The following is a 19,879-nucleotide window of genomic DNA, read 5'->3' on the forward strand; positions in this document are numbered from 1 at the left end:
GGCAGGCACAGCCTGTGTTGTATCGATCTGGAAGAAAACAAGAGAGCTTGAAACTGGCGCATTGCCAAATCTTAGGAATCAAAAGGAGAATTTGGTCTAAGAATTTTCTTAATACTGAAACCTCTTGCACGCCGCCTCGCCAAAGAGCGATTTCAAGCATCGATCCGCCATCGGAAAATCGTCAACTCTCTTTGAAGATGCCATAATTCCTGTCACTTTAAGAAAATTCTTAAACCAATATTCCGATGCCCTGGAGATCATTGCCGGATTGATTCATCGACAAAGGCTGCTCCGTTTCTGACCACCCCTGTGATATTGCACACAGACGTCGCGCATGCAGAATGCCAGCGCTATTTCACGTCCTGTATTGCGCAATATCCAGAATGCGTTTCGGCAGCCCATTTCAGGGGAAGTAAAAATGGCAATGAGGATATACAGGCGACGATTCACTATCAGGCCGGCAAGCAGGCCACTGCGCCTGCTCGCCCTGGCGTTGCTCTTGCAAGGCTGTGTCGCCACGGCCCATGCATGGACCGTCGTGGTGGACAGCGCCGCCGACGCAAGCGGCCCGTGCGCCAGCACCGGCCTGGGACCCTGCTCCCTGCGCGACGCCATCACCTACGCCAACGCCAACCGCAACAAAGGGGGCGACAACCGCATCGAGTTCAGCATCGGTGCGGGGGGAGAGCAGACCATCGTCACCCAAAGCAACTGGAATGGCAGCCTCATGCAGCCCATTGCACCGGCCACATCGCTGACGGTGGACGCCAGCACGCAACCCGGCTATGAGGACCACTTGCCACGCCGCCCCCTGATCACGCTGCAGGCAGGCAGCTCCGAGTTCGGTACAGGGCTCGAGCTGGCAGGCGCCATCACGGTGCGGGGTCTGGCGATAGGCGGCTTCAACACGGCCCTGGCGGTGACAGGCGACGGCAACACCGTGCTGGGCTGCCATATAGGCGTTGACGCATCGGGAACGGTCGCCATGGGTAATCGCAGCAACATCCTTGTCAACTCCGGCAACCGCAACCGCATCGGTAATCTGGATATTGGCGGACGAAATGTCATTTCCGCGGCGGAAAATTCCGGAATATGGCTTTCCTGGCCGGGCGTCGGTACAGAAAACATCATTCAGGGAAATTACATAGGCACCGATATCACCGGCAATGTGGCGCTGGGAAACCAGGGAAACGGCATCAGCGTGGCATCCGAATTTACCGGCACGCTGATCGACAGCAACCTCGTCTCCGGCAATGTCAGGGAAACCGGTGGTTCATCCGGGATTTCCATTTCCGGCTCGCACACGCTGGTGACCCGCAACCGTGTCGGGACCAATGCAGCCGGCACGGCCATGATTGCCAACAATGGGCCAGGCATTGCCGTATTCTTTTCGCCGGAAGGCGGACATCGCATTGGCACAGGCCCTGAAGACGGCAACCTGGTTGCCGGAAACAAGGAAACGGCCATTGAATTGAATGGAAACTACGCCGCACGCAACTCGAATACCCTGATTGCCGGGAATATCGTGGGAACCAGCCTGGATGCCAGCACCATGCTGCCCAATCAATGGGGCATCGTCATCAAGGATTCGGACGAGGTGACCGTGCGCGGAAACATCGTCGGTGGCAGCAAGGCGTCCGGCATACAGTTCCAGGGCGCCGGCAAGAACAACCTCGTGCAGGGCAACTACGTGGGCGTCAGTCCCCAGGGAACCGCCTTGCCCAATGGGGAAGGCGTTTCCTTTTTCCAGAAGGCCCATGACACCCTGGTCGGCGGTGACGACGCGGCACATGCCAACGTGATTGCGCACAACAGGCTGTTCGGCGTGGGATTGCGGGGGGACGAAGTCAAGGGCGTCTCCATGCTCGGCAATGCCATCTACGGCAATACCGAGGGAGGCATCGCACGAACCAGCCTGGCCAACGGAGATCCTGCCGATCCGGTGCTGCTCACGGTGACGCCCGACGGCCTGTCCGGCACGCTGGACAGCGTCGCCAACGAGAGCATGCGCATCGAGTATTTCTCGACGCCCAGGCTGCCCGACGGGCTGGTGGAGCGCGCCGCCGGCAAGGTTCTGCTGGGCTCGCAGACCGTGACCACCGATGCATCCGGCCATGCGCCTTTGGTGTTCAAGGGCGCCATGCCCCCGGGCGACCAGGCCGCTGTCACGGCGACCGCCACCCGGATTTCCACCGGCGACACCTCGCGCTTTTCCAACGCGATGGCGGCCAACGCCGCCCCCGTGGCGCTGCCGCAAGCCGTCACGACGCCGCAGGATACGGCGCTGTCCATCACCCTTGCCGGCACGGACTTCGAGTCGGACCCGCTGCGCTTCGAGATCACCGCCGGCCCCGCCCATGGCGTCATCAGCGGCTTCGATCCCCAGACGGGCGCGCTGGTCTACACGCCGGCGGCCGGCTACTCCGGGCCCGATACCTTCGCCTTCACGGTATCCGACGGGCACCAGAGCGCTGCCGCACCGGCAGCCGTGTCCATCGAGGTGGTCGCTGCCGATCCTCCCGATCCCGGCCCGGGCACCGATCCCGGTCCGGGCACGGACCCAGGACCCGGTCCCGGCCCCGGAAATGTCCAGGCCGTTCCCGGCCTGGGCAAGGGCGGCATGCTGGCGCTGCTGTGCGGCATGGCCTATCTGGCCAGCCGCAGGATGAGGAAAAGGCAGGCCTGAGCCTGCGGCGAGCGCAGAGGTCCCCGCGCAAACGTCAGGCCGGCAGCCAGCGCAGCCAGCTCGGCCGCCAGGTCAGGGTGAAGGCAATGGCCAGGGCGGCAGCGGCCAGCGTCATGATCCAGACCAGGGAGGCCATGGAGGCATGGTCCACCGCCAAGCACAGTCCCAGCGAGGCGGCCAGGCCTGAGGCGCCCAGCCAGCGCAGCAGCCTGACCTTGCCATCGGGCTGGGGCATGTCGCCGTGCACCTGCTCCCAGTGCACGTCCTTGGCCAGCGCAAACCAGCCCATGCCGGCCAGCGAGGCGGCAAAGGCGGCGGCCAGCAGCAGTGCGTCCATCAGTCCCTCAGACATGGGCCACCTCCGCGGCGCGCGAGAGCATGGCGGGCACGGCGCGCGTCTTGAGCTTGCGCGCAACCACCACGGCCAGCACGGCGCTGGCCAGCATGAACAGGTCCACGCCGGCCACGGGCCAGTAGCCCGCGCCCAGGGTCTTGAACAGGTGGTCGCCCGTGGTCAGCCAGTTCAGCAGCACGGCCGTGACGGCCATGGCGGCCACGGCCCAGCACTGCTCGCGCCAGGCGGGATTGGGCAGGCCTTGGGCCACGGGGGCGCTGCGCACAAAGGCGTGGAGCATGGCCAGCAGCCAGGCGGCCCAGAAGAAATAGCGCTCCATGTCGCCCCGGCCCGGCCAGCCCTGGGGCATGGCCTCGGGCAGCAGGCGGTTGGAAATCAGCATGCCCAGGGCGGCCACCAGCATGCCGGTGACGGTGGTGACGGCCAGGGCATCGACCACGCGCGCACCCTGCACGCCCTGTTTGGCGTGCTGCTTCTTGCGCTTTTCCACGAAGAAGACAAAGCCGGTGGCAATGCAGGCGCAGCCGGCCAGGCCACCGAGCACGTACAGCCAGCGCAGCAGCCAGTGGCGGAAGTGCTGCAGGTGCAGGCCGGTGAGGAAGGTGTTGAGGCTGTCCACGGCCGTGCGCGGCGGGTCTTCGCGCAGCAGCGCGCCGGTGCTGGCCTTGAAGTGGATGCCCTCGCCCGTGAGCGCGATGCGGTCGGTGCCGGCGCGGTAGACGCTGACGTAGCCATTGGCATCGCCCACATGGGTGACGGACAGGAAACCCACGTCGCCGGCCATGCCCTTGGCGGCCCAGCGGCGCTGCGCCTCGGCCACCATGGCGTCCACCGAGGCCACGGGCGCGGCCACGCCGGCGCGGTCGTGCGGCAGGCCGGTTTCCTCGGCCTCCATTTTTTCGTGCAGCTCGTGCAGCGGCTCCAGCTGGGTGTGGGTGATGGGGAAGTAGATGCCCGCAAAGATCACCAGCCCCGTGAAGGCGAAGAAGAAGTGGAAGGGCAGCGCCACCACGCCCGTCATGTTGTGCAGGTCCAGCACGCTGCGCTGGGTGGCCTTCTTCGGGCGGAAGGTGAACAGCTCGCGGAAGATCTTGCGGTGCATGACCACGCCGCTGACCAGGGCCACCAGCATGATGAGTGCGGCAAAGCCCACGATCCAGTAGCCAAGGCCCATCCAGTTGAGCGTCAGGCTGTAGTGCAGCGGGTAGAAGAACTGGCTGCCGATCTTGAGGTGGTCGTCCGGCAGGGACTCGCCATTGCGCGGGTCGATGGTGCGCATGGCCCAGATCAGGGTCTCGGGCTTCTTGGCGTTGGCCACCTCGTAGCCGGCAAACAGGCCCAGCACCGGGTCGCGGTGCGTGGTGTAGGCGCCCCAGCGCTGGGGCGTGTCGAAGCGCTCGGGCAGCGGGCCGTTGACCTCGCCGCGCATGGCCTCGCGCGCCTGGGCATTGGGCTGCATGGACTCGAAGACCGGCTTGAGGATCTGGTCGTACGAGGGCATGGGCGTGGGCTCGAAGCGCGAAGCCGGAATGGCCCAGCGGTCGATCTCGCGGTCGAACACCGACAGCGCGCCAAAGAAGAAGGCGGCCATGAGCACGAAGCCGAGCACCAGCCCGAACCAGGTGTGCAGCCAGGCCATGGAAAGGCGGAAATTCTGGAACATGGGAAGCGATCTCCGGATCAGGGCAGCAGCATCTGCTGGAGCAGCGATGCGCAGCCGGTCATGACAATGCCGCCACCGGCCAGCACGGCCCAGACGCGCGGGAGGCTCTGTGCCGCAAAGGCCCAGAGAAACACCGTCAGAAACACCAGGAAGCCGAGGATGTAGCCCAGATGCTCGGCATCGTGGAACTCCATTCCGGCGGCAAACATCAGCACCACGCCCAGGGCGATGAAGCCCCAGGTGAAGGCATAGCCGCCGAAGACGGCAGCCGCAATGCGAACCAAAATAGTTTTCATTTACACAGAAAAATACAGTTGTGCACCAAGTTCTCGGGGCGCATTATCCCCGAGGGTTGTTAAAACCTGTAATCGGCTGTGGTCTGTGGCGCCTCTATGCAGCCTGGCCTGCCGCGTGCGCCTTGGCCTGCGGCGCAGAAGGCTTGAGCGTGGGCGGCGCGAACTGGAAGGTGTGGGCGCTGGCGCCCGGCCAGTAGAGCTTGAACACGTTGTGCTGCTTGTCCAGCGGCCCCAGCAGCGCGCCGGGCTCCACGCGCAGGACCAGGTTGGCGAGCTGGCGCACCTCGGTGTCGGAGATGCGCCGCACGATGTGGTGGGCCGTGATGTCGCAGGGGTGCTCCAGGCCCGCCGCCTGCACCAGCTCCTGCAGCGCATGCAGGGTCTTGTCATGGAAGTTGGCCACGCGCGTGGCCTTGTCGGGCACGACCAGGGCCTTCTGGCGCGCCGCGTCCTGCGTGGCCACGCCCGTGGGGCAGTGGCCGGTGTGGCAGTTCTGCGCCTGAATGCAGCCCAGGGCCATCATGAAGCCGCGCCCGGCGTTGCACCAGTCGGCGCCCAGCGCCATCATGCGCGCGATGTCGAAGGCCGTGATCACCTTGCCGGCCGCGCCGATCTTGATGCGGTGGCGCAGGCCCACGCCGATCAGCGTGTTGTGCACCAGCAGCAGCCCTTCCTGCAGCGGCACGCCCACGTGGTCGGTGAACTCCACCGGCGCCGCGCCCGTGCCGCCCTCGGCGCCATCGACCACGATGAAATCCGGCGTGATGTCCGTCTCCTGCATGGCTTTGACGATGGCGAACCACTCCCAGGGATGGCCAACGCAGAACTTGAACCCCGTGGGCTTGCCGCCCGACTTCTCGCGCAGGCGGGCGATGAAATGCATCATCTCCACCGGTGTCTTGAAGGCGCTGTGGCTGGACGGGCTGATGCAGTCCACCCCCACGGGCACGCCGCGCGCGGCGGCGATCTCAGGGGTGACCTTGGCGCCCAGCAGCATGCCGCCGTGGCCGGGCTTGGCGCCCTGGCTGAGCTTGATCTCAATGAGCTTGACCTGCGGGTCGGTGGCGTTGGCGATGAATTTTTCTTCGTTGAAGCTGCCATCGTCGTTGCGGCAGCCGAAGTAGCCCGAGGCCACCTCCCAGATCAGGTCGCCGCCGTGCACGCGGTGGTGCTGGCTGATGGAGCCCTCGCCCGTGTCGTGCGCAAAGCCGCCCATCTTCGCGCCCTTGTTCAGCGCCAGGATGGCATTGGCCGACAGCGCGCCGAAGCTCATGGCCGAGATGTTGAAGATGCTGGCGCTGTAGGGCTGGGTGCAGGGCGAGGTGCCTTCATCGGCACAGCCGATGGTGATGCGGAAGTCATGCGAGGCCAGCTTGGTGGGCTGCATGGAATGGTTCACCCATTCATAGCCCTGGGCCGTGACATTGAGCTGCGTGCCCAAGGGGCGGCTGTCCGGATCGCCCTTGGCGCGCTGGTAGACCAGGGAGCGCTGGGCGCGCGAGAACGGCAGCGCCTCATGGTCGGACTCGATGAAGTACTGCCGCATCTCTGGCCGGATGAACTCCAGCAGAAACCGCAGGTGACCGATGATGGGGTAGTTGCGCAGCACCGAATGGCGCACCTGGGTCATGTCGCGCACGCCCAGCAGCGCCAGCGCGGCGCACACGCCAAAGCCCAGCCACCACCACAGCCCTCCCCACACCAGCGCCGCCACCAGCAGCCCCGCGCTGCCGACCAGGCTCAGGCAGAACGTGGTGTAGCGCAGCGGCACCCATGCGGGCAGGCGATGAACCGGGGAGGCAGACGTTGACATGGCGTGGGTCCTTGGGGGCGTGTTGACGATCTTGTGCATGCCGCGCCGTCGAGGGCGCGCTGTGCACAAGGGTAACCCACGATGCGCGTCAGCCCTGGCGCGGCCGGGCGCCGGCGCCCGTTGCCTGCGCGGCCGCCGGCAGCACGAACCGGAAGCTCGCCCCCTGCCCCGGTTGGTCCACCAGTTCGATGCGGCAGCCGTGCAGCTCCAGCATGCGGTGGACGATGCGCAGGCCCAGGCCGCCGCCGCGGCGGGCGCCGCCTACGGTGAAGGGCCGCTCGAACAGGCCTTCGCGCAGATCGGCCGAGATGCCGGGGCCGGTGTCGGCCACGGTGACTTCGACGGCGTTGCCCGCTGCCGCCAGCGCCACCTGGATGCTGCCGCCGCCGGGCGTGTGGCGCAGTGCGTTGTCCAGCAGGTTGCCCAGCACGCGCTCGATCATGCCCAAGTCGGCCTGGACGACGGGCAGGCGGGGCGGGAAGTCGGCCCGCAGTGCCACCTGGCGCGCCTCGGCACGCAGCTCGAATTTCTGGAACACGTCCTGCACCAGGTCGGGCATGGAAAACGGCTCCGGCTCGGGCTGGACAAAGCCGTATTCCAGGCGCGCCAGCTCAAACAGGCTTTGCGCCAGCTCACCCACCTTCTGGCTCTGGGCCAGGGCAATGCCCAGGTAGCGGCGGCGTTCGGTGGCGTCGAGCACGGCGTCCTTGAGCAACAGCGTTTCCAGGTAGCCGTGCAGGGACGACAGCGGCGTGCGCAGGTCGTGCGAGACGTTGGCGATGAGTTCGCGCCGCTCCTGGTCCTGGCGCGTGAGCGCCCGCCACTGCTCGCCGATGCGCGCCACCATGCGGCGGTAGGCCGAGTCCAGCACGGCGATCTCGTCACGGCTGTCCTGTGCGGCGCCGGGCTGGGGGGCCGGCAGGTCCGGGGGCGCGCCATGGATGTCGAAGCCGGCCACCTCTTCGGTGAGCCGGCGCAGCGGCCGCGTGATCAGCGCAAAGGCCACCAGGCCCGCCACCAGGCACAGCAGCGCCACCATGCCGATGGACCACAGCGCCGTGCTGAGCACCGAGTTGGCCGAGCCCTGCGCCACCAGCTGGTCATGCGCCTCGCCCTGCAGCACCACGTAGATGAAGCCCACGTCCTTGCCGTTGACGCGCAGCGGCGCCGCGCTGAAGACCTTGCGGCCTTCGACGCTGCGCGGGTCGTCGCCCAGGATGGGCAGCGTGCCGCCTTCCAGCAGCCGGTGCACGGGCGCCAGGTCCACGCGCTCGCGGCGCACGCGGCCGTCGGGGGCGGCATGGCCGGCAATGCGGCCGTCGGCATCCAGCAGGTAGACCTCCACGCTGGGGTTGACCAGCATGAGCTGGTTGAAGAAGCTGCGCACGGCGCCAGGCATGAGGCCGTTGGCGTCGGTCAGCTGGGCGTCGCGCGCAATGCTTTCGGCCACATCGCGCGACAGGCCCTGCACCACTTCCAGCTCGTGCATGCGGCTTGCGCGCAGCTGCATCCAGGCCGAGGTGCCGCTGCACACCAGCAGCAGCACGGCAAAGACCAGGGACAGGCGCTGGGTCAGTGTCAGGCGCAGCTTCATGTCAGGCGCCCTCCCCCGCCTCGGCGAACTTGTAGCCGCGCCCCCAGACGGTGAGGATGCGCGCGGGCTGGGCCGGGTCGGCCTCGATCTTGGCGCGCAGGCGGTTGATGTGGGTGTTGACGGTGTGCTCGTAACCCTCGTGCTGGTAGCCCCAGACGGCGTTGAGCAGGTCCATGCGCGAGAACACCTTGCCGGGCTGGCGCGCAAAGAAGTACAGCAGGTCGAACTCGCGCGGGGTCAGGTCCAGCCGGGCACCATGAAGCCGGGCATCGCGCGCCACGGGGTCCATGGCCAGGCCGGCGATGGTCAGGCTGCCGGACTCCAGACGCGCATTCTGGGCCAGCGCCTCCACGCGGCGCAGCAGCGCCTTGACGCGCGCCACCAGTTCCAGCACGGAAAACGGCTTGGCCAGGTAGTCGTCGGCGCCGATCTCCAGGCCCAGGATGCGCTGCACCTCGCTGGAGCGCGCGCTGATGATGATGATGGGCGTGTAGCGCGCCATGGCGCGGGCGCGGCGGCAGATCTCCAGGCCGTCCACGCCGGGCAGCATGATGTCCAGCACCAGCGCGTCCCAGCCGCCGCGCTCCAGTTGGCGCAGGCCGTCGTCGCCACGCGCGCAGTGCATGACTTCCAGGCCTTCGTCGCGCAGGTGCAGCGTGAGCAGGTCGGCGATATGGGCGTCGTCCTCGACGAGAAGTACGCGGCGCGTGGCGGTCATCGGATGCGGTTTCCTGGAAGTGGCGGGAGTGGCGGGAGTGGCTGCCATTGTGCGCAATACCGGGACCGGGAGTTATCACGAATCTTTGAACTCTGCGTGAAGACTTCGGGAGGCCGCCGCCCTAACCTGACTGGCATCGCATCGTTTTCAGACGCAAAGAACCTTCAGGAGCACACCATGACCACCAGACGCCATCTTCTGTGGACTGCAGGCGCCGGCACCACCGCCGTGCTGGCGGCCAGCCTGTTCCCGCGCCGCGCACCGGCCGCCGCCTCCAGCGAAATCTTCGAGGTGAGCTACAGCGACGCCGAGTGGCGTGCCCGGCTCACGCCCGAGCAGTACCAGATCCTGCGCAAGGAAGGCACGGAGCGCGCCGGCACCAGCCCCCTGAACAAGGAGCACCGCGCCGGCACCTTTGCCTGCGCGGGATGCGCGCTGCCGCTGTTCTCGTCCAAGACCAAGTTCGACAGCGGCACCGGCTGGCCCAGCTTCTGGCAGCCGCTGGACAAGGCCGTGGCCACGCGCCAGGACCGCACCTACGGCATGCTGCGCACCGAGGTGCATTGCCGCCGCTGCGGCGGCCACCTGGGCCATGTCTTCGACGACGGCCCCAAGCCCACGGGCCTGCGCTACTGCATGAACGGGCTGTCGCTGACGTTCACGCCCCAGCCTGCCTGAACCCGGGAGCCACGCCATGCTGCTGATCGTCCTGGCCTATCTGGGCGGGGTGCTGACCATCGTCAGCCCCTGCATCCTGCCGGTGCTGCCCTTCGTCTTTGCACGCGCCGACCAGCCATTCGCCAAAAGCGGCCTGCCGCTGCTGGCGGGCATGGCGCTGACCTTCGCCCTGGTGGCCTCGCTGGCCGCCGTGGGCGGCGGCTGGGTGGTGGCCGCCAATGAATACGGCCGCTGGCTGGCCCTGGGCCTGGTCGCCGTGTTTGCGCTGACCCTGCTGTGGCCCGGCCTGTCCGAGCGGCTGACGCGGCCGCTGGTGGCGGCGGGCTCGCGCCTGTCCGAGCGTGCCCAGGGCACGGACGGCGGCGCCCGCCCCGGCGCCTCGCTGCTGCTGGGCGTGGCCACGGGCCTGCTGTGGGCGCCCTGCGCCGGCCCCATCCTGGGCCTGATCCTCACGGGCGCCGCACTGCAGGGCGCCAACACCACCTCCAGCCTGCTGCTGCTGGCCTATGCGGCCGGTGCGGCCACCTCCATGGCGGCGGCCCTGCTGCTGGGCGGCAAGGTGTTTGCGGCGCTCAAGCGCATGCTGGGCGCGGGCGAATGGGTGCGGCGCGGGCTGGGCGCAGCCATGCTGGCCGGCGTGGGCGCGATTGCGCTGGGGCTGGACACGGGCGTGCTGGCGCAAGTGTCCACGGCCTCCACCGGCGGCCTGGAGCAAAGGCTGGTGGACCGCCTGAGCGGCAGGCCCGAGGGTGGCGCCATGGCCATGCAGGCTGGTCCCGCCATGATGGCCGCCGTGGACAGGGGCTCCGGTGCTGGCCCGGCCATGATGGCCGCAGGCGGCGCCATGCGCATGGCCGGTGGCCCGTCCCGCGCCGCCCTGCCGGACGAAGGGCTGGCCCCTGCGCTGGACGGCGCCACCGACTGGCTCAACTCCACCCCGCTGACGGCCGAACAACTGCGCGGCAAGGTGGTGCTGGTGGATTTCTGGACCTACTCCTGCATCAACTGCCTGCGCACCCTGCCCTATGTGAAGGCCTGGGCCGAGAAGTACCGCGACCAGGGCCTGGTGGTGGTGGGCGTGCATGCGCCGGAGTTCGCCTTCGAGCGCAAGCTGTCCAACGTGGAAAAGGCCATCAAGGACCTGGGCATCAGCTACCCCGTGGCCGTGGACAACGGCTACAAGATCTGGCGCGCCTTCAACAACCAATACTGGCCGGCGCACTACTTCATTGATGCCCAGGGCCGCATCCGGCACCACCACTTTGGCGAAGGCGGCTATGCCGAGTCCGAGCGCGTGATCCAGCAACTGCTGCAGGAAGCCGGATCGAAGCAGGTGGACCAGGGCCTGATCGACGTGCAGGCCAAGGGCGTGCAGCAGGCAGCCGACATGGCAGCCGTGCGCTCGCACGAGACCTACCTGGGCTATGAGCGCGCCGAGCAATTTGCCGCCACGCCAGCCGCCGTGCACAACCAGGCCACCGCCTATGCCACGCCCGAGCGCCTGCCGCTGAACGCCTGGGGCCTGAGCGGCCAATGGACGGTGGGCCCGGAAAGCGCCACGCTGGACGGCGCCACCGGTCGCATCACCTACCGCTTCCAGGCACGCGACCTGCACCTGGTGCTGGGCCCCGGCAGCGATGGCAAGCCCGTGCGCTTCAAGGTGCTGATCGACGGCAAGGCGCCCGGCGCCTCGCGCGGCATGGACGTGGCCGCCGACGGCAGCGGCAGCGTGACCGAGCAGCGCCTGTACCAACTGGTGCGCCAGGACGGCGGCGCAGCCGAACGCACCTTCAGCATCGAATTCCTGGACCCCGGCATCTCCGCCTATGCCTTCACCTTTGGCTGATCCCTGGCCACTTCACTTTCACCGGAGAGACACCATGACCAACGATTCCACCCTCGCCACCGCACCCCGGCGCCGCGGCCTTCTCCAACTGCTGACCGGCAGCGCCGTGCTGCTGGGCGGCGCCCTGCTGTGGCAGGGCAGCAACCTGCAGGCGGCCGAGCAGGCCGTGCGCATTCCGCCACCCGCGCAGGATGCGCCCGCCACGGGCCAGGGGCCGCAGAAAGCCATCTTTGCGGGCGGCTGCTTCTGGGGCGTGCAAGGCGTGTTCCAGCATGTCAAGGGCGTGCAGCGCGCCGTCTCGGGCTACAGCGGCGGCACGGCGGCCCAGGCCTCGTATTCGGCGGTGAGCAGCGGACGCACCGGGCATGCGGAGTCGGTCGAGGTCACCTATGACCCGGCCCAGGTCAGCTACGGGCAGCTGCTGCAGATCTACTTTTCCGTGGCCCATGACCCGACCCAGCTCAACCGCCAGGGGCCGGACACGGGCACGCAGTACCGCTCGGCCATCTTCGCCACCGACGCCGCCCAGCTCAAGACCGCCCAGGCCTACGTGGCCCAGCTGGACGCGGCCAAGGTCTTCGGCAAGCCCATCGTGACCCGGCTGGAGGACAAGCCCAGCTTCTTCCCGGCCGAGAACTACCACCAGGACTTCATGACGGAGAACCCGCGCCATCCCTACATCGTCATCAACGACCTGCCCAAGGTGGAGCAGCTCAAGCAGCTGTTCCCGGGCAGCTACCGCGCCGAGCCGGTGCTGGTCAAGCAGGCCGCCCGGCAGATGTAGCGTCTGCGCAGCACGGGTGCGGTGCGGGTGCGGTCCAGGTGCCTGCAGGCGTCGGCGGCGGCTGCCGTATGAGACATTTGCGGCATGCCTCCCAGTTCGCTTGATGCACCCGCTGCACCCGCTGCACCCCTCCCGCCCACCCGCGCCGAAGCCCTGCGCTACTGGCTGAAGCTGGGCTGCATCAGCTTTGGCGGGCCGGCCGGGCAGATCGCCATCATGCATGAGGACCTGGTGGAGCGGCGGCGCTGGATCTCGGAGGGGCGCTTCCTGCATGCGCTCAACTACTGCATGCTGCTGCCCGGCCCCGAGGCGCAGCAGCTGGCCACCTACATCGGCTGGCTGCTGCACCGCACCTGGGGCGGCATCGTGGCCGGCGGGCTGTTCGTGCTGCCTTCGCTGCTGCTGCTCATCGCCCTGTCCTGGATCTATGTGGCCTTCGGCCATGTGCCGGCCATTGCCGGCATCTTCTATGGCATCAAGCCGGCCGTGACGGCACTGGTGGTGCATGCGGCCTGGCGCGTGGGCTCGCGCACCTTGCGCAACGGCTGGCTGTGGGGCATTGCCGCGGCGGCCTTCGTGGCTATCTTCGCGTTGAAGCTGCCGTTTCCGCTGATCGTGCTGGCGGCCGGCGCACTGGGCTACCTGGGGGGCAGGCTGACGCCGCGCCACTTCTCCCCTGCGGGCGGGCACGGCCCGCGCGGGGGCAGCCACGGCCCGGCCGTCATCGACGATGACACGCCCACACCGGCCCATGCACGGTTCAGCTGGCGTTTTTTCAGCCAGGTGTTGGCGGCCAGCCTGGGGCTGTGGGCGCTGTCGCTGGGCCTGCTGGCCGCCGCCTTCGGCTGGCAGGGCGCGCTCACCCAGATGGGCTGGTTCTTCACCAAGGCGGCGCTGCTGACCTTTGGCGGCGCCTACGCCGTGCTGCCCTACCTCTACCAGGGCGCGGTGGACCACTACCACTGGCTCACGGCCACGCAGATGATGGACGGGCTGGCCCTGGGCGAGACCACGCCGGGGCCGCTGATCATGGTGGTGTCCTTCGTGGGCTTCCTGGGCGGCTGGAGCACGCAGGTGTTCGGCCCCGATGCGCTGCTGCCGGCCGGCGCCGCCGCCGCCCTGGTCGTGACCTTCTTCACCTTTTTGCCGTCCTTTGCCTTCATCCTGCTGGGCGGCCCCTTCATCGAGTCCACCCATGGCAGGCTGGGCTTCACCGCGCCGCTGACGGGCATCACGGCCGCCGTGGTGGGCGTCATCGCCAACCTGGCCGTGTTCTTTGCCTGGCATGTGCTGTGGCCCCAGGGCTGGGCGGGTCCCTTCGACTGGCCGTCCGCACTGCTGGGCCTGGCTGCGGCGGCCGCGCTGCTGCGCTGGAAGGTGGGCGTGATCCCCGTGGTGGTCGGCGCGGGGCTGGCCGGCCTGGCGATCACGCTGGCGCGCCAGGGTGGGTAGGAAAGGCTGCGGCATGGTTTCGACCACGGATGGGCATTTCAGCTGGCTGCGCTGCCGCACCGCAGGCGTGGAGGCCGTGGCCGCAGACACGGCGAGGCACTTTGGGCGGCACGCCCACGAGCAGTACGGGATCGGCCTGATTGAGCGTGGCGCGCAGAAATCCGCCAGCGGGCGAGGTCTGTACGAGGCCGGGGCCGGCGACCTCATCATGGTCAACCCCGGCGAGTTGCATGACGGCATGCCCCTGGGCGATGGCGGTCGCGCCTGGCGCATGCTTTACCTGGAGCCCTCGGTCGTGGCCGGGCTCATGGCGGACATGGATGGCGCAGGGCCAGCGACCGGCTTCGAGTTCCGCCAGCCCGCCGTGCGCGACCCGCGCCTGGCCGCGTGTTTTCAGGCTCTGTACCGCAGGATGACCGGCAGCGGCGAGGCAACGGACGCCCTGGACCTGGACGAAGCCCTGCTGCAACTGCTGGGCGGCATGCTGCAGCGCCCTGCCCCGGCGCCCCGCGCACCGGCCCCCATCACACTGGCCCGCGCCCGGATGGACGACGATCCCGGTGCACCGCTGACCCTGGGCGCCCTGGCCCACGAGGCGGGCCTGAGCCGCTACCAGTTCCTGCGTGCCTTTGCGCTCGCCACGGGAATGACGCCCCATGCCTATCTGCTGCAGCGGCGCCTGCACCAGGCGCGCAGGCTCATCGCCAGCGGCATGCCGCTGGCCGAGGCCGCCGCGCACAGCGGCTTTGCCGACCAGAGCCATATGACGCGCCTGTTCGTGCGCAGCTTCGGCATGGCGCCCGGCTTCTACGCCAGGGCAGCCAAGGCCTGCGCTGCGTGACGCGCTGCAATTTCCTTCAAGACCACGCAAACCGGCCTGGCGAGGATGGAGATCACATCCCCTCTCCACTCACAAGGCCTGATCTTGCAGTTCTCCTACTCACCCTCCATCCCCCGCGACTTTCCTGAACTGGCCTCGCAGACCTTGCTGCTGCGCGGCCTGTCACCCGACGTGCCCGCACACGCCGTGATCGCCCCCTTCATGGCACAGGCCAGGCAGAACCTGGCCTGCACCCCGGAAAGCGAGATGCCATCCATTCAGGCCTGGCGGCGCGGCTTTGCCAGGATGGGCCTCAAGCCCACGCAATACCGCTGCGCCGCCGAGGCCCTGCTGCGCCGCTTGCGCAAGGAAGGAGATCTGCCGGGCCTGCATCCGCTGGTGGACCTGTGCAATGCGGCCTCGGTGGCCTTTGCCATTCCCGTGGCCGTCTTCGACCTGGACCGCATCAGCGGCTGCCTGCAGGTGCGCCCCGCAACCGGCAGCGAGGTCTACGAGACCTTCTCGGGCGAGATCGAATATCCCGAGACCGGCGAAATCATCTTTGCCGACACGGCTGGCCGCGCCCACGCCCGGCGCTGGTGCAACCGCCAAAGCGGCCACTCGGCAGTGCGCGAATCCACCGTCAACGCGCTGATCGTGACCGAAGCGCTGCACGCCACCGGCAAGACGGATACGCAGCAGTTGGTGCAAGCGTTGCAGGCGGCGGCCGGTCGGCTGTGGCCCGAGGCCGTTTCACACCCAGGCAACCCCTTGCAGGCCGCCCAGGCCTGAGGCGACCGGGGCCGTTGACGCCCCGGCGCGAAGAGGGCTATCACGCTGCGCGGACTTCCCGCAAGCAAGTCCGTACGCGTATCGCACCGCCCTGCACATCGACCCGCAGGTCCCTTCAAAACAAGCTTCTACGCTATCAAAATGATAACAATGCGTTGCATGCTACATACAAATGAAAAGAAAAAGAAATCATTCCTATTGTCATTCTAGAATCCGCACCCGCCATGACAGGCTGCGCTGCTGGCCCCAGGCCGGCAGCAGCGCCGACGCACCCAGAGCACGCCCCACGGCACAGGTTTCCCAGCTCTCGACCATTGACCATGCTTACCCAAAGACTCTCGCGCACGGCAGTTGCGCATGCCGCCCTGCTTGCCCTGTGCGGCGCAGCCCACGCACAGGCCCAGCCTGAAAAGGTCCCCGAGGCCACGCTCGCCCCGGTCACCGTGAACGCAGGCACCGAGAAGGAAAATCCCACCGGCCCTGTGGTGGGCTTCACCGCCAAGCGCGCCATCTCGGCCACCAAGACCGACACGCCGCTGATAGAGACGCCCCAGGCCATCAGCGTGGTCACGCGCGACCAGTTCGAGGCCCAGGGCGTGCAGACGCTGCGCCAGACCACCGCCTACAGCGCCGGCGTGGTGTCCAACTATTTCGACAGCCGGGTGGACAGCTTCTCGGCACGCGGCGGCAACGTGAGCCAGTACCAGGACGGTCTGCTGCGCACCTACGGCACCTACAACACCAGCCGCCCCGACCCCTACACGCTGGAGCGCGTGGAATTCCTGCGCGGCCCCTCTTCCGTGCTCTACGGCCAGGGCAGCGTGGGCGGCGTGCTCAACCTGACCAGCAAGCGCCCGCAGGCCGAGGCGCTGCGCGAGGTGCAGGTGCAGATGGGCAGCTACGGACGCAAGCAGATCGCCACCGACCTGACCGGCGCCGTCACCGAAGACGGCCAGTGGCTGTACCGCCTGGTGGCCGTGGGCCGGGAAAGCGGCACCCAGGTGGACCATGTGAACGACGACCGCCTGGTGATCGCGCCCAGCCTGACCTGGAGGCCCAGCGCCGATACCTCGCTCACGCTGCAGGCGCTCTACCAGAAGGACAAGAGCGGCTCGCTGATCGGCTTCTTCCCCTGGCAGGGCACGCGCCTGCCCAGCCCCTACGGCCAGATTCCCACCAGCACCTTCATCGGCGAGCCCGGCTGGGACTCGTTCGACACAGAGAACAAATCCTGGGGCTACCTGTTCAGCCACCGCCTGAACGCGGACTGGACCGTGCGCCAGAACCTGCGACGCACCATCAGCGACGTGGACTACCGCTCCATCTACACCAGCTTCACCGCCATCCCCGGCCAGGGCCGCCCTGCGCGCCCGGTCTTCAACCCCGACAACCGCAGCGTCTACCGCGATGCCTCCTGGCAGGTCAACGGCGGGCGCATGCTGGTGATCGACACGCAGCTCGAAGGCCGGCTGCGCTGGGGCACGGCCGAGCACACCGTGCTGGCCGGCATGGATGCGCAGCGCAACAGCACCAGCCAGTCCACCTGGCGCGGCCTGACCGCGCCGTTTGACGTCTACAACCCCGTCTACGGCAATTTCACGCCGCCCACGGCCTCGCAGCTGGTGCGCCAGCCGGGCGTGTCGCAAAAGCAATTGGGCTTCTACGCCCAGGACCAGATCAAGTGGGGCCGCTGGACCGCCACCCTGGGCCTGCGCCACGACAGCGCCCAGACCGATACCGAAGGCCGGCCCGCCTCCGCCGTGGACGAAAAGGCCTGGACCAAGCGCGCAGGCGCCACCTACCAGATGGACGGTGGCTGGGCGCCCTACCTGGGCTACTCCGAGTCCTTCCAGCCGCTGGGCGGCGTGGATGTCTACGGCACGCCCTACAAGGCCCAGCGCGGCGAGCAATGGGAAGCCGGCGTGAAGTGGCAGCCACCGGGCCAGGGCCTGTCGGCCTTTGCCGCCGTCTACACGCTGCGCGAGAAGAACCGCAAGACCACCGACCCGGCCAACCCGCTCAACAGCCTGCAGATCGGCGAGGTCAAGGTCAACGGCTTCGAGGCCGAGCTCACCGCCAGCCTGGCGCGCCACTGGGACGCCACCCTGGCCTATGCGTACACCGACGCCGTCATCTCGCGCAGCAATGGCGGCGACCAGGGCCAGCGCGTGACCAGCGTGCCGCGCCACACGGCATCGGCCTGGCTGACCCACCGCTTTGCCAGCGAAGGGCGCGGCGGCTGGAGCCTGGGCGCGGGCGTGCGCTACACGGGTTCGCAGTGGACGGGCACCAGCCTGGTGGACACGCCTTCGGCCACCCTGCTGGATGCCATGGTGTCCTATGACGCCGGCCCATGGCGCCTGGCCTTCAACGTGGTCAACCTGACCGACAAGGTGCAGATCACGCAGTGCCTGGCACGCGGCGACTGCTTCTACGGCCAGCGGCGCACCTTTGCGGTGACGGGAACGCACCGCTTCTGAGGACCGCCGCCGCGCGCCTTTCACAGCGCAGGCAGCTCAGGCAGGCAGCTGCCTGAAGCTCCTTCGGTCCGCCGTGCTGCCAAACGATGCGCAGCCCGACAGCACGGCCGGCGAAGGTGGCGTGGTCGATAGCGCCTCGCTGCACCGCCGTGGCAGCTGGCTGTTTGCGTCTTCCAGCGCCTGCGTGTGCAGGACGGGCGCCTCGGCCACCACGTTGCCGAAGATGGTGGCAAAGGCCACGTCGGCTGCATCCCGGCCCGTGCCAAAGCGCATGAAGCCCATGGGAATGGCCGTGCCCGATGCATCGAACAGATACCACCTGTCGCCCAGGTAGGCTTCCACGTAGGCATGGAAATCGGGCGGGCCCAGTGCAGGATCGGCGCCGTAGTCCGTGCCGGTGGCGATGCGGGCGGGAATGTTCAGCGCACGGCACAGGGCGATCATCAGGTGCGTGAAATCGCGGCACACGCCCACCTGCTCCACCAGGGTATCGACGGCCGACGTGGACGAGTTGCTGGTGGCCGAAGCGAAGGTCACCAACTCCTGCACCCATTGCTGTATGGCCAGCACGCGCGAATAGCCGGGCGCCAGTTGGCCGAAATTGCGGAAGGCCAGCTGCATCAGCCGGTCGGACTGGCAGTAGCGGCTGGGGTAGATGTACGGCAGCACCTCCAGCGGGATGCAACGCACCGGAACCTCGCCCAGCGCCGCCGGATCCTCGCGGTGGTGCGCGATGCAGACGGTGGCCGTGTAGGTCAGGTGCAGGGGGCCTGGGTTGGCATGCAGGCGCATGAAGCGGGTGGAGGTGGCGGGCTCGGTCGCAATGTCGGGCTCCACGGGCTGGCTGAGCACCAAACGCTCGTTCTCCACCGTCTGGTGCGAGGTGTGGGCCGCATGGATGTTGAACACGAAATCGGCCCCGGCCGGATCGCGGATTTCATAAGCAAGATCCACCTGGATCTGCAGCCTGATCGCTGCGTTGGCCATTGGTTGTCCCTGGTTGGTGTGTCTGATCGCCACCATGGTGCGGGCAGCCACGCCCGCAGGCCGTAGGCCCCTGCTGAAAAGCCTGTAGTGCTTGGCAGGGACAGCGCGTGCGCCGGGCAGGAGGCCCGCCGGGGATGCAAACTCGGCTAACATCGGCGCCGCCCCGCATGGCGCAATGCCTGTGGCAGGGGCATCCACCAGCCAGGAACAGCCAAGGAGACCGCTAGATGGCGGAGATCATCGAGATATCGCGGGCGGCGCTGCACGAGCAGGTGGCGGACCGTTTGCGGTCCATGCTCATCGAAGGGCGCATCGCCCCGGGCGCCAAGCTCAACGAACGCGAGCTGTGCGAGCAGCTGGGCGTCTCGCGCACGCCGCTGCGCGAGGCCATCAAGCTGCTGGCCGCCGAAGGCCTGGCCGACCTGCTGCCCAACCGCGGCGCCATCGCCGTCAAGCTGAGCGAGGCCGATGTCATGCACGCCTTCGAGGTGCTGGCCGGCATCGAGGGCCTGTCGGGCGAACTGGCCGCGCAGCGCATCACCGACCAGGAATTCGCCGAGATCCGCGCCTTGCACTACGAGATGATGGCCAGCGTGGCGCGCGCCGACGTGTCTGCCTACTACCGGCTCAACGCCGCCATCCACGCGGCGCTGAACAGCGCAGCCAAGAACCCCGTGCTGACGGAGACCTTCCAGCGCATCAACAACCGCGTGCAGTCGCTGCGCTTTCGCACCAACCTGGACACGGCCAAGTGGAAGCAGGCCGTCAAGGAGCACGAGGCCATGATCGAGGCCCTGGGCGCACGCGACGCCACGGCCCTGCGCGAGCTGCTGGTCACCCACCTGCACCACAAGCGCGATGCCGTGCTGGCCATGCTGCGTGCCGAGGCCCTGCAGCCGCGCAAGTCGCGCTGAA

Annotated in this window: 16 protein-coding genes; 9 read left to right on the top strand and 7 right to left on the bottom strand. The window is 67.9% G+C overall.

Annotated features, from left to right (window positions below; translation table 11 throughout):
• The first annotated feature begins 334 nt into the window (after nucleotides 1–334).
• Nucleotides 335–2,686 (top strand): cadherin-like domain-containing protein, encoded by a 2,352-nt coding sequence (locus DA1_RS08125; protein ID WP_230590756.1) that lies wholly within the window; start codon nucleotides 335–337, stop codon nucleotides 2,684–2,686.
• A gap of 34 nt (nucleotides 2,687–2,720) precedes the next feature.
• On the opposite strand, the gene DA1_RS08130 is transcribed toward DA1_RS08125, so the two are convergent.
• From DA1_RS08130 to DA1_RS08155, 6 genes are all read right to left on the bottom strand, one after another.
• A complete protein-coding gene (locus DA1_RS08130) occupies nucleotides 2,721–3,038 on the bottom strand; it encodes a DUF3325 domain-containing protein (protein WP_013802942.1) in 318 nt (105 codons plus the stop codon).
• Nucleotides 3,031–4,704 carry a PepSY-associated TM helix domain-containing protein gene (locus tag DA1_RS08135; protein ID WP_034392308.1) on the bottom strand — a complete coding sequence of 558 codons (1,674 nt, stop codon included), beginning with the start codon at nucleotides 4,702–4,704 and terminating at the stop codon, nucleotides 3,031–3,033. Before DA1_RS08135 ends, DA1_RS08130 begins: the two co-directional genes overlap by 8 nt.
• A 17-nt stretch (nucleotides 4,705–4,721) precedes the next feature.
• Nucleotides 4,722–5,000: a hypothetical protein gene (locus tag DA1_RS08140; protein WP_013802944.1), complete on the bottom strand. Its 279-nt coding sequence runs from the start codon at nucleotides 4,998–5,000 to the stop codon at nucleotides 4,722–4,724.
• A 94-nt stretch (nucleotides 5,001–5,094) separates the two neighbouring features.
• Entirely contained in the window at nucleotides 5,095–6,813 is a 1,719-nt protein-coding gene (locus DA1_RS08145) for an FMN-binding glutamate synthase family protein (protein WP_034398378.1), read from the bottom strand.
• A gap of 88 nt (nucleotides 6,814–6,901) precedes the next feature.
• On the bottom strand, nucleotides 6,902–8,407 hold the full coding sequence (locus tag DA1_RS08150) for a sensor histidine kinase (protein ID WP_034392305.1): 1,506 nt from the start codon (nucleotides 8,405–8,407) through the stop codon (nucleotides 6,902–6,904).
• A 1-nt stretch (nucleotide 8,408) separates the two neighbouring features.
• Nucleotides 8,409–9,125, bottom strand: coding sequence for a response regulator transcription factor (locus DA1_RS08155; protein ID WP_012204915.1), 717 nt, complete (start codon nucleotides 9,123–9,125; stop codon nucleotides 8,409–8,411).
• A gap of 177 nt (nucleotides 9,126–9,302) precedes the next feature.
• On the opposite strand from DA1_RS08155, the gene msrB reads away from it, so the two are divergent.
• The 7 genes from msrB (at nucleotide 9,303) to DA1_RS08190 (ending at nucleotide 17,977) form a co-directional block, all read left to right on the top strand.
• Complete coding sequence (msrB, locus tag DA1_RS08160; protein WP_013802950.1) at nucleotides 9,303–9,803, top strand: peptide-methionine (R)-S-oxide reductase MsrB; 501 nt, start codon at nucleotides 9,303–9,305, stop codon at nucleotides 9,801–9,803.
• A 16-nt stretch (nucleotides 9,804–9,819) separates the two neighbouring features.
• Nucleotides 9,820–11,649 carry a cytochrome c biogenesis protein DipZ gene (locus DA1_RS08165; protein WP_034392302.1) on the top strand — a complete coding sequence of 610 codons (1,830 nt, stop codon included), beginning with the start codon at nucleotides 9,820–9,822 and terminating at the stop codon, nucleotides 11,647–11,649.
• 34 nt (nucleotides 11,650–11,683) lie between these two features.
• On the top strand, nucleotides 11,684–12,433 hold the full coding sequence (gene msrA, locus DA1_RS08170) for a peptide-methionine (S)-S-oxide reductase MsrA (protein WP_034392299.1): 750 nt from the start codon (nucleotides 11,684–11,686) through the stop codon (nucleotides 12,431–12,433).
• Between the two features lie 84 nt (nucleotides 12,434–12,517).
• A complete protein-coding gene (gene chrA / locus DA1_RS08175; protein ID WP_034392296.1) occupies nucleotides 12,518–13,885 on the top strand; it encodes a chromate efflux transporter in 1,368 nt (455 codons plus the stop codon).
• Nucleotides 13,886–13,898: 13 nt separating this feature from the next.
• Nucleotides 13,899–14,726, top strand: coding sequence for an AraC family transcriptional regulator (locus tag DA1_RS08180; RefSeq protein WP_034392294.1), 828 nt, complete (start codon nucleotides 13,899–13,901; stop codon nucleotides 14,724–14,726).
• Nucleotides 14,727–14,810: 84 nt separating this feature from the next.
• Nucleotides 14,811–15,497: a B3/B4 domain-containing protein gene (locus DA1_RS08185; RefSeq protein WP_034398377.1), complete on the top strand. Its 687-nt coding sequence runs from the start codon at nucleotides 14,811–14,813 to the stop codon at nucleotides 15,495–15,497.
• A 320-nt stretch (nucleotides 15,498–15,817) separates the two neighbouring features.
• The gene (locus tag DA1_RS08190) at nucleotides 15,818–17,977 is read left to right on the top strand and encodes a TonB-dependent siderophore receptor (RefSeq protein WP_034392291.1); all 2,160 of its coding nucleotides are present in this window, start codon (nucleotides 15,818–15,820) and stop codon (nucleotides 17,975–17,977) included.
• Between the two features lie 36 nt (nucleotides 17,978–18,013).
• Here DA1_RS08190 and DA1_RS08195 read toward each other — a convergent pair whose 3' ends face one another.
• Nucleotides 18,014–18,964 carry a transglutaminase-like domain-containing protein gene (locus tag DA1_RS08195; RefSeq protein ID WP_034392289.1) on the bottom strand — a complete coding sequence of 317 codons (951 nt, stop codon included), beginning with the start codon at nucleotides 18,962–18,964 and terminating at the stop codon, nucleotides 18,014–18,016.
• 227 nt (nucleotides 18,965–19,191) lie between these two features.
• On the opposite strand from DA1_RS08195, the gene DA1_RS08200 reads away from it, so the two are divergent.
• Complete coding sequence (locus tag DA1_RS08200; RefSeq protein WP_013802958.1) at nucleotides 19,192–19,878, top strand: GntR family transcriptional regulator; 687 nt, start codon at nucleotides 19,192–19,194, stop codon at nucleotides 19,876–19,878.
• The last annotated feature ends 1 nt before the right edge of the window (nucleotide 19,879 follow it).

The sequence above is a fragment of the Delftia acidovorans NBRC 14950 genome (genome assembly GCF_001598795.1).
GTDB classification, from domain to species: Bacteria; Pseudomonadota; Gammaproteobacteria; order Burkholderiales; family Burkholderiaceae_C; genus Comamonas; species Comamonas acidovorans.